Source organism: Sphingomonas sinipercae (assembly GCF_011302055.1).
Classification (GTDB): domain Bacteria; phylum Pseudomonadota; class Alphaproteobacteria; order Sphingomonadales; family Sphingomonadaceae; genus Sphingomicrobium; species Sphingomicrobium sinipercae.
Map to the genome: position 1 here is coordinate 1,702,476 of NZ_CP049871.1, position 13,884 is coordinate 1,716,359.

At 64.6% G+C, this 13,884-nt stretch carries 11 protein-coding genes; 10 read left to right on the forward strand and 1 reads right to left on the reverse strand.

The genetic code is table 11. The features are described from left to right. The first annotated feature begins 10 nt into the window (after window positions 1-10). From purC to G7078_RS08900, 3 genes are all read left to right on the forward strand, one after another. Window positions 11-793, forward strand: coding sequence for a phosphoribosylaminoimidazolesuccinocarboxamide synthase (purC, locus tag G7078_RS08890; RefSeq protein ID WP_166095192.1), 783 nt, complete (start codon window positions 11-13; stop codon window positions 791-793). 125 nt (window positions 794-918) lie between these two features. Beyond that, window positions 919-3,087 (forward strand): primosomal protein N', encoded by a 2,169-nt coding sequence (locus G7078_RS08895; protein ID WP_166095195.1) that lies wholly within the window; start codon window positions 919-921, stop codon window positions 3,085-3,087. Between the two features lie 62 nt (window positions 3,088-3,149). Then, window positions 3,150-4,649: a tetratricopeptide repeat protein gene (locus G7078_RS08900; protein ID WP_166095198.1), complete on the forward strand. Its 1,500-nt coding sequence runs from the start codon at window positions 3,150-3,152 to the stop codon at window positions 4,647-4,649. A gap of 19 nt (window positions 4,650-4,668) precedes the next feature. On the opposite strand, the gene G7078_RS08905 is transcribed toward G7078_RS08900, so the two are convergent. Continuing rightward, window positions 4,669-5,712 carry a bifunctional transcriptional activator/DNA repair enzyme AdaA gene (locus tag G7078_RS08905; RefSeq protein WP_166095202.1) on the reverse strand — a complete coding sequence of 348 codons (1,044 nt, stop codon included), beginning with the start codon at window positions 5,710-5,712 and terminating at the stop codon, window positions 4,669-4,671. Between the two features lie 199 nt (window positions 5,713-5,911). Here G7078_RS08905 and G7078_RS08910 point away from each other — a divergent pair, with 199 nt between their 5' ends. The 7 genes from G7078_RS08910 to G7078_RS08940 all read left to right on the forward strand — a co-directional run bounded on the left by G7078_RS08910 (window position 5,912) and on the right by G7078_RS08940 (window position 13,859). Continuing rightward, window positions 5,912-6,466: a F0F1 ATP synthase subunit delta gene (locus G7078_RS08910; RefSeq protein WP_166095206.1), complete on the forward strand. Its 555-nt coding sequence runs from the start codon at window positions 5,912-5,914 to the stop codon at window positions 6,464-6,466. Window positions 6,467-6,468: 2 nt separating this feature from the next. Beyond that, window positions 6,469-7,998, forward strand: a complete 1,530-nt coding sequence (atpA, locus tag G7078_RS08915) for a F0F1 ATP synthase subunit alpha (protein WP_166096302.1) — start codon at window positions 6,469-6,471, stop codon at window positions 7,996-7,998. Window position 7,999: 1 nt separating this feature from the next. Further along, entirely contained in the window at window positions 8,000-8,881 is an 882-nt protein-coding gene (locus G7078_RS08920; protein WP_166095208.1) for a F0F1 ATP synthase subunit gamma, read from the forward strand. Between the two features lie 28 nt (window positions 8,882-8,909). Next, entirely contained in the window at window positions 8,910-10,427 is a 1,518-nt protein-coding gene (gene atpD / locus G7078_RS08925) for a F0F1 ATP synthase subunit beta (protein ID WP_246166336.1), read from the forward strand. 5 nt (window positions 10,428-10,432) lie between these two features. Beyond that, complete coding sequence (locus G7078_RS08930; RefSeq protein ID WP_166095211.1) at window positions 10,433-10,699, forward strand: ATP synthase F1 subunit epsilon; 267 nt, start codon at window positions 10,433-10,435, stop codon at window positions 10,697-10,699. Window positions 10,700-10,746: 47 nt separating this feature from the next. Further along, the gene (locus G7078_RS08935) at window positions 10,747-12,291 is read left to right on the forward strand and encodes a hypothetical protein (RefSeq protein ID WP_166095213.1); all 1,545 of its coding nucleotides are present in this window, start codon (window positions 10,747-10,749) and stop codon (window positions 12,289-12,291) included. Between the two features lie 62 nt (window positions 12,292-12,353). Then, a complete protein-coding gene (locus G7078_RS08940) occupies window positions 12,354-13,859 on the forward strand; it encodes a TadA family conjugal transfer-associated ATPase (protein ID WP_166095215.1) in 1,506 nt (501 codons plus the stop codon). Window positions 13,860-13,884: the final 25 nt, after the last annotated feature.

The window sequence follows — 13,884 nt, forward strand, 5'->3', positions numbered from 1 at the left end:
GCAGTAAGCGATGAGCCGACGCCGCCAAATCTACGAAGGCAAGGCCAAGATCCTTTACGAGGGTCCGGAGCCCGGCACGCTGATCCAATATTTCAAGGACGATGCGACCGCGTTCAACGCGCAGAAGCGCGGCACCATCAGTGGCAAGGGCGTGCTCAACAACCGGATTTCCGAGCATATCTTCACCGCGCTGGCGGCGATCGGGGTGCCGACGCACTTCATCCGCCGCGTCAACATGCGCGAACAGCTGATTCGCCAGGTCGAGATCATCCCGATCGAGGTCGTCATCCGCAACGTCGCCGCGGGCTCGCTGTCCAAGCGGCTGGGGATCGAAGAAGGCACGCAGCTGCCCCGAACGATCATCGAATATTATTACAAGGACGACGCGCTCGGCGACCCGCTGATCGCCGACGAGCATATCGCCTGCTTCGGCTGGGCGACGCAGGAGGAAATGAACGACATCGCCGACATGGCGATCCGCGTGAACGACTTCATGAGCGGGATGTTCGCGGCCATCGGCATCCGGCTGATCGACTTCAAGCTGGAGTTCGGGCGCGTCTGGGACGGCGATTTTTCGCGGGTCATCCTGGCCGACGAGATCAGCCCCGACGGCTGCCGCCTGTGGGACCTGAAGTCGAACGAGAAGCTGGACAAGGACCGCTTCCGCCTCGACCTGGGCAACGTCGCCGAAGCCTATCAGGAAATCGCGCGCCGCCTGGGCCTGATGCCCGAAGGGGACGAGGCCAGCGCCGTGCTCGATTTCGACAGCCACCGGAAGCGCCGGGGGAAGTAAGGCCGATCGGATCCTGACCTCAGCCGAAAACCTTTCCTACGTTGCGTTCTGAATCATTTGCCGCCCGGAAAGTACGCAAGTCCTTCGGATTGCGTCGCGGCGGAGCAGCATCCATGGGCTGAGCGATGCCTTTGCCGCGCGCCCGAATAGTCACGTTGAATGCCGCGCTCGGCCCCCTCGACTATCGGGTGCCGAACGGACTGCTGGCCGAACCGGGCGCTGTCGTGGTCGCGCCGTTGGGACCGCGCCAGCTAATCGGTGTCGCATGGGATGCCGAGCGGCTGAAAACCGAGGAAGTCGGCGATAACCGCCTGCGGCCGCTGGTTTCGGTGTTGGACGTGCCGCCGATCCCGCCTGCCCTGCGCCGGCTGTGCGAATGGACAGCGGATTATTACCTCGCACCGCTCGCTTCCGTGCTGCGGATGGTGCTCCCTTCCTCTGCGGCGCTCGATGGCCCGCGCCAGCTGGTCGAATATGCGCCCACCGGGCTGGTGCCGGAGCGGATGACGCCACAGCGCGGGAAAGCGCTTGCAGCGATCGAAGGTCGGCAAGGGACGGTGCGGGAGTTGGCGCAAGCCGCGGAGGTCAGCGACGCGGTGATTCGCGGCCTGGTCAACGCCGGCGCGCTCGAACGCATACTGGTCGACGCCGACCGCCCGCTCGACTGTCCCGACCCGGCCTTCGCGCCCCCGGAACTGACCGATGAGCAGAGGCAGGCAGCGGCGAGCCTCGCCGCCGGGGTGGGCAAAGGCTTCGATCCGGTCCTGCTCGACGGCATTACCGGGTCGGGTAAGACGGAAGTCTATTTCGAGGCCATCGCCGAGTGCCTGCGGCAGGAGAAGCAGGCCCTCGTCCTATTGCCCGAAATCGCCTTGACCGAGCCTTTCCTCAAGCGTTTCGAGGCGCGCTTCGGATGCGCCCCGGTCGCCTGGCATTCCGACCTTCGCTCGTCTCAGCGGCGGCGGGCCTGGCGCGGCATCGCCTCCGGCGAAGCCAAGGTGGTGGTCGGCGCCCGCTCGGCTTTATTCCTCCCCTATCCGCAGCTTGGCCTGATCGTTGTCGACGAAGCGCATGAGCCCAGCTTCAAGCAGGAGGACGGGGTCCATTACCACGCCCGCGACGTCGCCGTGATGCGCGGGATGTTCGAAGACATTCCCGTCGTCCTGTCGTCGGCCACGCCAGCGATCGAGAGCCGCCACATGGTGGAGGTCGGCCGTTACCGCGAAGTAACCTTGAGCCAGCGTTTCGCGGGCGCGCGCCTTCCCGAAATCCGCGCCATCGACATGACCCAGGACCCGCCGCCGCGCGGCCGCTGGCTCGCACCGTCGCTGGTCATGGAGCTGGAAGCGAACCTGGAGCGCGGCGAGCAATCGCTGCTGTTCCTCAACCGCCGCGGCTTCGCGCCGCTCACGCTTTGCCGGCACTGTGGGCACCGCTTCCAATGCCCCGATTGCACCGCGTGGATGGTCGAGCATCGGCTGATGCACCGCCTCGCCTGCCACCATTGCGGGCATGTGATGCCCCCGCCGAAGGCCTGCCCGGAATGCGGCGAGGAGGATAGCCTGGTCGCTTGCGGGCCCGGGGTGGAACGGATCGCTGACGAAGTCACCGAGCTGTTCCCGGAAGCACGGACGGCGGTCGTCACTTCCGACACCATCTGGTCGCCGGCGCGGGCCGCGGAATTCGTTGCCGCAATGGACGCGGGCGAGATCGACATCGTCGTCGGAACGCAGCTGGTGACCAAGGGCTATCACTTCCCCAATCTGACGCTTGTCGGGGTGGTCGATGCCGACCTTGGCCTCCAGGGGGGCGACCTGCGGGCGGCCGAGCGCAGCTTCCAGCAAATCCAGCAAGTCGCCGGGCGCGCCGGGCGGGGCGACAAGCCCGGCCGGGTGCTCGTCCAAACGCACGACCCCGACGCGCCGGTAATCCAGGCGCTGGTGTCCGGCGACGGCCCCGGCTTTTACGCGGCCGAGACCGAAGCACGGCGCGAAGCGGCAATGCCGCCGTTCGGCCGCCTCGCCGCGATCGTCGTCTCGGCGGATTCGCAGGCAGAAGCCGAAGAGGTCGCCCGCAGGATCGCCAATGCAGCGCCGCGAATGGACGACATGGCCGTGTTCGGGCCGGCGCCCGCGCCGCTGGCAATGCTTCGCGGGCGCCACCGCCAGCGATTGCTGGTCCATGCCGCCCGAAGCCTCGACGTACAGGACGTCATTCGCGACTGGCTCGGCGCTGTCGAATGGCGTTCAAAGGTCCAGGTCAGCGTCGACGTGGACCCGTACAGCTTCCTCTAGACGGTTGAGAAACAACGGCTACTACGGACAGGCTCGGCCGGGAAGGAACAGGGGAAGCCATCGTGTTGAGGTTGTTTGCAAGCATCGTTCTGCTTGCCTGTGCGTCCGGAGCTCAAGCGGCGTGGCTCGAAGCCAAGACCCCGCACTTCCTGATCTATTCGGAGCAGTCGCCGCGCCAGCTGCAGGACTATGCCACGCGGCTGGAGAAGTTTGACCGGGCGGTTCGAATCCTTCGCAACATGAGCGATCCCCCGGTCGGCCAATCCGGCCGAGTGACGATCTACATGCTCAACGACACCGACGCCGTCTCCCGACTGGCGACGGGGAAGATTACGTCGATCGCAGGCTTCTATATCCCGCGCGCGTCCGGCTCCGTCGCCTTCGTTCCGCGCGACGCCGGCAGCGGCCGTGAAACCGACCTCACCGCCGACGCCGTCTTCTTCCACGAATATGCGCACCACATGCTGCTGCAGAACTCGGAAGCGCCCTTCCCGCCTTGGTTCGTCGAAGGTTTCGCGGAGTTCTTCAGCCAGGCCGCTTTCCCCAAGGACGGCGGCGTTCAGCTTGGAATGCCAGCAAACCATCGCTCGTTCGCGCTGTTCGCCCTCGACAAGGCTAAGTTGACCGACCTTCTCGGCGCGACCTTTGTCGAGAAGACGGGCGAGGACACGGAGAAATTCTACAGCCGGTCTTGGCTGCTGACGCACTACCTCGCCTTTTCCGATGCACGGCAGGGGCAGCTCACCACTTACGTTCGCGGGATCGAACAGGGGCTCGAACCGATCGCGGCGGCGCGGGCGGCGTTTGGCGATCTTGCCCAGCTGGACCGCGAGCTCGATCTCTACCTGCGCAAGAACAAGCTCCAATATCGCAAGGTAAACGGTCCCCAGCTTAACGTCCCAGCGGCAGCGATTCGGTCGCTTCGGCCCGGCGAGGCGGCCGTGATGAAGGCGCGCATCATGTCCACGCGCGGCGTCGACAAGAAAGCCGCGCAGGAAGTGCTTGCGCTGGCCCGCTCGGCAGCCGCCCCCTACCCGGCGGATCCCGGCGCCCAAGTCGTCCTTGCCGAAGCCGAGTTCGATGCCGGCAACTACCGCGAAGCATCCGCCGCGGCGGATCGCGCCCTTGCTGCCGACCCCAATTCGATCAAGGCGCTGCTCTACAAGGGCCGGGCAGAGATGGAGCTGGCCTCGACCGGTGCGGACTGGACCAGGATTCGCAACTGGTTCGTCAAAGCGAACAAGCTTGATCCCGAGGCAGCGGAACCGCTGGTCTTGTTCTACGAAAGCTATTTCCAGGCCGGGGAGCGGCCGACCGACAACGCTATCGAAGGCTTGCTCTATGCGCAGGTGCTTGGCCCGCAGGACGCGGGCCTGCGCTTGAATGCCGCCTACGCATTGATCCAGAAAAAGAAGTTTGATGAAGCACGCAAGCTCCTCGCGCCCCTGGCCAACAGCCCCCACCGTGGCGGGGGTCGCGAACAGGCGCGCAAGATGATCGCCAAGCTGGCTGCGGGCGACCAGAAGGGGGCATTGGACGCTTCCGAAGAAGGGGACGAATAAGCGCCCTGGGCGACTGCTATTAGATGTCGAGGCGCTGCTGGCCGACGATGCCTTCGGCCTCCAGCAACTTCTTCTTGTTCTCGATCCCGCCACCGTAGCCGCCGAGGGTGCCGTCGGACCGGATCACCCGGTGGCATGGGACGAGGACGGACACGGGGTTCGACCCGTTCGCCGTGCCCACTGCCCGAACCGCTCCCGGCTGGCCCACCGCCGCGGCGATATCGGCGTAGCTGCGAGTCTGGCCGAGCGGAATCTTGCGAAGCTCGTTCCACACCGCTTCCTGGAATGCAGTGCCGCGCACATCGACCGGGACCTCCGGCGCGTCGGCGGGAGCGTCGATCGCTTTCAGCGCCGCCTCGACCCATGGCCGGATCGTCCCATCGTCGGGCCGCACGTCGGCATTCGGGAAGCGGCGCTTGAGGGCGCTTTCGTCTTCGCCGAACGTGAGCCGGCAAATACCCTTGTCCGTCGCCGCGACGAATAGGGGGCCAAGCGGGCTGTTGGTAATGACGTAGCGGATCGTGTGCCCGCGGCCGCCGTCGCGCCAGGCCGATGGGGTCATTCCAAGCCTTCCTTTCGCGTCGTCGTAAAAGCGGCTCGGTCCGGAATAGCCGGCATCATAGATCGCGTCCGTCACTGGTCCCTGCTCCTCAAGATTGGCCTCCGCCCGCTTGGCGCGCAACCCGCGGGCGTATTGCGCCGGCGAAATGCCAACGGCGCGCTTGAACACGCGCTGGAAATGGTGGGGTGCGTAGCCGACGGCATCAGCAAGCGCCCCAAGCGCCGGCGGAACCTCGCTGCTTCCGATGAGGGCAAGCGCCCGTTTGACGGCTTGCGCGTCGCGCCCAGTCTCGTCCGGACGGCACCGAAGGCAGGCACGGAACCCCGCCGCTCGGGCCGCCGTCCCGGCAGCATAAAAAAGGACATTCTCCCGCCGCGGGCGGCGGGCCGGGCAGCTCGGCTTGCAATAAATCCTGGTAGTGGTGACGGCGACCACGAACCGCCCGTCGAACGCTTTGTCGCGCCTTTCGAAGGCCGACCAGGCATCCTGTTGCTCGATCATTCGCATCTGCATGACCTGCTTATACGTGCATCTTCAAGGCCCACGCGTCCCAAGAGTTGCGGTCAAAGCGTCGCCTGCCAACTTGCGCTGCGACGCACCCCCTGCTAGGCGCGCGCCAACCCATCTGGGGCGTGCGGATTTCGTGCTCGCTGTGCCCCTTTCTGCATGGGGCAATATTCCGATTTGGAGCTTTGGGCGCGTGGAGAATTCCGGCGGCATTCAGGCCAGCTTAGCGGGACGCTATGCGTCCGCGCTGTTCGACCTTGCGCGCGATGAAAAGCAGATCGACGCGGTCAGCCGCAGCCTTGGGACGCTGAGCCAGGCGGTCGCCGATTCGCGCGATTTCGACCAGCTCGTGATTTCTCCGACGGTCAACCGCGACCAGGCCGGCGACGCCTTTGCCGCCGTTGCCGAGCAGCTCGGGCTGGATCCGATCACGACCAATTTCCTCGGCGTGCTCGCTCGCAACGGCCGCAAAAACCAGCTTCAGCCCGTCATTCGCGCGTTCAAGAAGCTGGCGGCCGACCACCGCGGCGAAACAACCGCGGAAGTGACCACGGCTCACCCGCTGAACGACGAACAGGTCGCCAGGCTGAAAGAGCAGCTTCGTGGCCGCGCTGGGCGCGATGTCCTGATCGAGGCTCGCGTCGACCAGAATATTCTTGGAGGGATCGTCGTCAGGCTGGGAAGCCAGATGATCGACGGCTCGCTCCGCACCAAACTCAATAGACTCGCGACTGCGATGAAAGGCTGATGATGGATATCCGCGCCGCTGAAATTTCCCGCGTCATTCGCGACCAGATCGCGAATTTCTCGGCTGAGGAGGAAGTCTCCGAGGTCGGCACCGTGCTGTCGGTCGGCGACGGCATCGCGCGCATCCACGGCCTCGACAACGTCCAGGCCGGCGAGATGGTCGAGTTCGAAAGCGGCGTGAAGGGCATGGCCCTCAACCTAGAAGCCGACAATGTCGGCGTCGTCGTGTTCGGCTCGGACGCAGCGATCCGCGAAGGTTCGACCGCCAAGCGCACCGGCACCATCGTCGACGTGCCGATCGGCAAGGGCCTGCTCGGCCGAGTCGTCGACGCGCTCGGCAATCCGATCGACGGCAAGGGCCCGATCGACTTTTCCGAACGCCGCCGAGTCGAGATGAAGGCGCCGGGGATCATCCCGCGCAAGTCGGTGCACGAACCGGTGCAGACCGGCCTCAAGGCGCTCGACGCGCTCGTTCCGATCGGCCGTGGCCAGCGCGAACTGATCATCGGCGACCGCCAGACCGGCAAGACCGCCGTGGCGCTTGACACCTTCATCAACCAGAAGCAGGCCAACCAGGGCGACGACGAGAGCCAGAAGCTCTACTGCATCTACGTCGCCATCGGCCAGAAGCGCTCGACCGTCGCGCAGATCGTCCGCGCGCTCGAGGAAAACGGGGCGATGGAATATACCATCGTCGTCGCCGCGACGGCTTCCGAGCCGGCGCCGCTGCAGTTCCTGGCCCCTTACACTGGCGCCGCCATGGGTGAGTATTTCCGCGACAACGGCATGCACGCCGTCATCGTTTACGACGATCTGTCGAAGCAGGCCGTCGCCTACCGCCAGATGTCGCTGCTGCTGCGCCGTCCGCCGGGCCGCGAAGCTTATCCGGGCGACGTTTTCTACCTTCACAGTCGCTTGCTTGAGCGCGCCGCGAAGATGAACGACGCCGAGGGTGCTGGATCGCTGACCGCGTTGCCGATCATCGAAACCCAGGCCGGCGACGTGTCCGCCTACATTCCGACCAACGTGATTTCGATCACCGACGGCCAGATCTTCCTTGAAACCGACCTGTTCTACCAGGGCATCCGCCCGGCGATTAACGTCGGCCTGTCGGTCAGCCGCGTCGGCTCCGCCGCGCAGACCAAGGCGATGAAAAAGGTCGCCGGCTCGATCAAGCTGGAACTGGCCCAGTATCGCGAAATGGCTGCGTTCGCGCAGTTCGGTTCCGACCTCGACGCCTCGACCCAGAAGCTGCTGGCCCGCGGCGCGCGCCTTACCGAACTGCTCAAGCAGGGGCAGTTCCAGCCGATGCCGATCGAGGAACAGGTTGCCTCGATCTTCGCCGGTACGCAGGGCTTTATCGACTCCGTTCCGACCAACGACGTCACTCGCTACGAGGCGGCGATGCTCAGCTACCTGCGGTCGGAGCATGGCGACGTCCTCAAGACCATTCGCGACACCAAGGCGCTGGACGACGACACGGCCAAGAAGCTGAAGGACGCGCTGGGCGAGTTCGGGAAGCAGTTCGCATAACATGGCGTCGCTGAAGGCCCTGAAGCTTCGCATCGGCTCGGTGAAGTCGACGCAGAAGATCACCAAGGCGCTCAACATGGTTGCGGCGTCGAAGCTTCGCCGTGCGCAGCAGAATGCGACGGCAGGCCGGCCCTATTCGGAGCGGATGCGCGACGTCGTCGCCTCGCTTGCGAGCCGGGTCACGATCGGCCCGGAAAGCCCGAAGCTGCTTGCCGGCACGGGCAAGGACGACACGCACCTGATCGTCGTCGTGACCAGCGACCGGGGCCTTGCCGGCGCCTTTAACAGCAACATCGTGCGCGCGGCCCGCCGCAAGGCCGACGACCTCGTGCGCCAGGGCAAGACGGTCAATTTCTACATCGTCGGCCGCAAGGGCCGGCCGGTGATCCAGCGCTTCTACGGCAAGGCGATCGTCGGCCAGTTCGACACGACTGAGATGAAGAAGCCGGGCTACGCCGAGGCACAGGCGATTGCCGACGATATCATCGACCGCTTCGAGAGCGGCCGCTTCGACGTCGCTCACCTGGCCTATGCCAACTTCCGCTCGACACTGGTGCAGGAACCGACGGTCGACCAGGTGATCCCGGTGCAAGTCGGCACCGGTTCGTTCGATCAGTCGACCAACACGGCCGCCGTCGAATACGAGCCGGAAGAGGAAGAAATTCTCGCCGCCTTGCTGCCGCGAAACATCGCCGTGCAAATCTATCGCGCGCTGCTGGAAAACCAGGCCGGCTTCTACGGATCGCAGATGACGGCGATGGACAATGCGACCCGCAACGCCGGTGACATGATCAACAAGCTGACCATCCAGTACAACCGCAGCCGCCAGGCCGCGATCACCACCGAGCTGGTGGAAATCATTTCCGGCGCCGAAGCGCTGTAACGCCCTTAAAGAAGCAAGGAAGACGACAATGGCAACCGCCGCTCCCGCAAAGCCCACCCGCACGAAGAAGGCTGCCGGCACCGGTTCCGCCGCGACGAAGGATGCCGGGTCGAGCAACCTGGTCGGCCGCGTCGCGCAGGTCATCGGCGCCGTCGTCGACGTTGCCTTCGAAGGCGAGCTGCCGCCGATCCTCGGCGCGCTTGAAACTGACAACAACGGCAACCGGCTGGTGCTCGAAGTGGCCCAGCACCTTGGTGAAAACGTCGTGCGCACCATCGCCATGGATTCGACCGACGGCCTGACCCGCGGCCAGACAGTCAATTCGACGGGCTCGCAGATCCGCGTCCCCGTCGGGCCGAAGACGCTCGGCCGGATCATGAACGTCGTCGGTGAGCCGATCGACGACCGCGGCCCGATCGGCAGCGACCAGACCATGTCGATCCACGCCGAAGCCCCGCCCTTCGTCGACCAGTCGACCGAAGCGGCCATTCTCGTCACCGGGATCAAGGTCATCGACCTGCTCGCGCCTTACGCGAAGGGCGGCAAAATCGGCCTGTTCGGCGGCGCCGGCGTCGGCAAGACCGTGCTGATCCAGGAACTGATCAACAACATTGCCAAGGGCCACGGCGGCGTGTCGGTGTTCGCCGGCGTCGGCGAGCGGACCCGCGAAGGCAACGATCTCTATCACGAATTCCTCGACGCGGGCGTCATCGCCAAGGACGCCGACGGCAATCCGACGCCGGAAGGCTCTAAGGTGGCGCTGGTGTTCGGCCAGATGAACGAGCCGCCGGGAGCGCGCGCCCGCGTCGCCCTTTCGGGCCTGACCCAGGCGGAATATTTCCGCGACCAGGAAGGGCAGGACGTTCTGTTTTTCGTCGACAACATTTTCCGCTTCACCCAGGCGGGTTCGGAAGTGTCAGCACTGCTCGGCCGCATCCCGTCGGCCGTGGGCTACCAGCCGACGCTGGCGACCGACATGGGCCAGCTGCAGGAGCGGATTACCTCCACCAACAAGGGGTCGATCACCTCCGTGCAGGCGATTTACGTTCCCGCGGACGACCTTACCGACCCGGCGCCGGCCACTTCGTTCGCCCACTTGGACGCAACGACGACGCTCAGCCGCGCCATCTCGGAGCTTGGCATCTATCCGGCGGTCGATCCGCTCGATTCCGTCAGCCGCGTCCTGACCCCGGCCGTGGTCGGGCAGGAGCATTACGACACCGCCCGTGCCGTCCAGGAGACGCTGCAGAAGTATAAGTCGCTGCAAGACATCATCGCCATCCTGGGCATGGACGAGCTGTCGGAAGAGGATAAACTGACCGTCAGCCGCGCCCGCAAGATCCAGCGCTTCCTCAGCCAGCCGTTCCACGTCGCCGAAGTCTTCACCGGCATCCCCGGCAAGTTCGTCCAGGTCGAGGACACCGTTCGCTCGTTCAAGGCGGTGGTGAACGGCGAGTACGATCACCTTCCCGAAAGCGCCTTCTACATGGTCGGCGGAATCGAGGAGGCCGTCGCCAAGGCCGAGAAGATGGCGCAGGACGCCTAAGCGGGATGGCCGATCTCCACTTCGTAATCGTCACGCCGGAGCGCCAGCTGCGTTCCGAAGACGTCTACATGGTTGTCGTGCCCGGCACCGAGGGCCAGTCAGGCATCCTGGCTGGCCACGCACCGTACATGACGACGCTGCAGGACGGCGATGTCGAAGTCTATAAGAGCGCGGGCGCAACGCCGGAGCGGATCAGGGTCAGCGGCGGATTCGCCGAAGTCGGCCCGGGCGGTCTCACCATTTTGGCTGAAGGCGCCGACGAGGCCGCCTAAAAGCGGTTAGCGCGACATTTACTGTTCGGCCGCTAGCACGACGGTCGATGTCGGTCGTTTTGCCAGTCCAGAAGCATCATGCGGCACAGTCCTGGCGAGCGCCACGCTCGCTGTCGCCGCTCACGGTTGCAGTCGCGGTAGCCTGCGCGGTTACGCTTGTCCGAATTTTCGGAACGGTGGATTCCGACGTGGCGTGGCAGCTTTGGGTCGCACGACAAATCCATGCCGGTGCCGACCTTTACACCGACATAATCGAAACCAATCCGCCACTATGGTTCTGGATGGCCGTGCCGGCCGAGCGAATGTCGGCGATCCTTGGGCTTCGGGCAGAGCCCGTGCTCGTTTTGCTCATTGGCATCGCTGTCATTGGTTCGCTTGCGGCGACCGATAGGCTGGTCTCTCACATCAGGCGTGACCGTCGCCTTCCTTTCCTCGCCTACGCGGCGATTGCGATGGCGGCGATGCCTTGGCTGCACGTTGGGCAGCGTGAACAGATCGTGCTCATCGGGACCATCCCCTACGCGGCGCTGATGGCCGCGCGACAGCAGGGTCAGGCGATACATTCTTCGCTCGCCGTTGCAGTCGGGATCGGCGCGGCACTAGGGTTTGCCCTAAAGCATTATTTCCTTGCGGTACCATTGGCGCTGGAGCTTTGGCTCATGCTCAGCCTCCGGCGCGAATGGCGGCTTTTCCGGCCTGAAACCCTTGCACTCGCATCCGTCATTACTGCGTATGTTGGGTCGATCTGCTTGATCGAGCCGGATTTCATCACCCGCATCGTTCCGCTGATCCACCTCGCTTACGGCGTGTTCGGCCGGCCCATCTACGCCGTGCTACTCAACCTGCATGCCGTCGCTGGTGTGCTCATACTTGCCGTTGCGGCAACGCAGATCATTCCTCTTGCAAGCGCGCGAGTTCCGGTAGCCACCGCCTTAACTGTGGCCTCAACCGTGTTTGCAGCCGTGTATTTCGTGCAGTTCAAAGGCTGGCCGTACCATGCGCTTCCGCTAATCGGCTGCGGTTCAGTGGCCTTGGCGGCCCGGCTTGCAGAGGCCCCGGCCGCCCCTCTTCTTCGAGTTCTCGTACCCGCGGCCTTGCTCCTACCGATAGGTATTTCCGCGCAGGAGACTAGACAAATCCCTGAATGGCAGCCGGACCTTGCGGAGGCCGTCGCCGGCCTCCGCAAGGGCGACACAGTTGCATTCATCACAGCAGAGACTGCGGTCCCTTGGTCGGTGACCCTGCAAGGCGGCTACCTTTATCCCTCGCGCTACAACGGGTTCTGGCAAATGCAGGCGATCGCCGACAACGAGCGCTCGCCGCGACCAGACCCGCGCGTGACCGCACTTGGTCACCAGATCGTTGCCGAAACCGTTGCGGATTTCACCTGCATGCCGCCCCGCCGCATCATCGTCATGCGCCCGCGACCTGGCGAAGCAGGGTTCGACATTCTGGCCTTCTATGCGCGCAGTCCTGACTTTGCCGACCTAATGTCGCATTATCGGGTCCGTAGTCGCACCAGTCTGGATACATATGAACTGGCCTCCCGCCTGCCGGCGCCGTCCGCGCCATGCCGAGGCGAGCACGGTTAGTCTTTCCTTAGGCATCTCGCGCTAACCGTTCAGCGTAATTTCTTGAGCGGGTGACAAAGGGCATGAACGCTTTCGGTAAGCGCAGCGGTCTTTCGGCGACGCAGCGGCCATCGTTCGGCAGCGCGAAGCCGATGAAGGGCAGCCCCGGCGCGCCTAGCGATCCCGCCGAGCAGTTCCCGCCGATCGAGGAACTGGAAGCGCCGGCGTCGTCGGACAGCGCGCCCGCCACGCCTGGCGGAGCGATGGACCGGCTCAACACCCGCCAAAATGCGAGCGGGGAAGCCGCCAGCAGCAAGGTCGAGGGCTTCGAAGCCGCGGTTCACCGGATCAAGGAACAGGTGCTTCCACGCCTCCTCGAGCGCGTCGACCCGGAAGCCGCCGCCACGCTCAACAAGGATGAGCTGGCTGAGGAATTCCGGCCGATCATCGGTGAAGTGCTCGCCGAGCTGAAGATCACGCTCAACCGTCGCGAACAGTTCGCCCTCGAAAAGGTCTTGGTCGACGAACTGCTCGGCCTCGGGCCGCTCGAAGAGCTTCTGTCCGATCCGGCGGTCAGCGACATCATGGTCAACGGGCCCAACCAGACCTTCATCGAGCGCAAGGGCAAGCTCGAACTCGCGCAGATCCAGTTCCGCGACGAGGAGCATCTGTTCCAGATCGCCCAGCGGATCGTGAACAAGGTCGGCCGCCGCGTCGACCAGACCACGCCGCTGGCCGACGCGCGCCTTCAGGACGGCAGCCGCGTCAACGTCATCATTCCGCCGCTGTCGCTGCGCGGCACCGCCATCTCGATTCGTAAATTCTCCGAAAAGCCGATCACGCTCGACATGATGCGCGGCTTCGGGTCGATGTCGGAGAAAATGGCGACGGTCCTCAAGATCGCCGGCGCCAGCCGCATGAACGTCGTCATTTCCGGCGGCACCGGCTCGGGCAAGACGACGATGCTCAATGCCCTGTCGAAGATGATCGACCCGGGCGAGCGCGTCATCACCATCGAAGACGCGGCCGAGCTTCGGCTTCAGCAGCCGCACTGGCTGCCGCTCGAAACCCGCCCGCCGAACCTGGAGGGTCAGGGCGCGATCACCATCCGCGACCTCGTCATCAACGCGCTGCGTATGCGTCCTGACCGCATCATCCTGGGCGAAATTCGTGGCCAGGAGTGTTTCGACCTTCTGGCCGCCATGAACACCGGCCACGACGGCTCGATGGCGACGCTCCACTCCAACTCCCCGCGCGAATGCTTGGCGCGTATGGAGAACATGGTGATGATGGGCGACATCAAGATCCCGAAGGAAGCGATCAGCCGCCAGATCGCCGACTCCGTCGATCTCATCGTGCAGGTGAAGCGCCTTCGCGACGGTTCGCGCCGCACCACCAACATCACCGAAGTGATCGGCATGGAGGGCGAGGTCATCGTTACCCAGGAGCTGTTCAAGTTCGAATATCTGGACGAGAGCGCGGACGGCAAGATCGTCGGCGAATATCGCTCGATGGGCCTGCGCCCCTACACGCTGGAAAAGGCCAAGCAGTTCGGTTTCGACCAGCCGTATCTGGAAGCCTGCCTCTAGCGGCCTTGCTCCCTTCGTCGCGCAA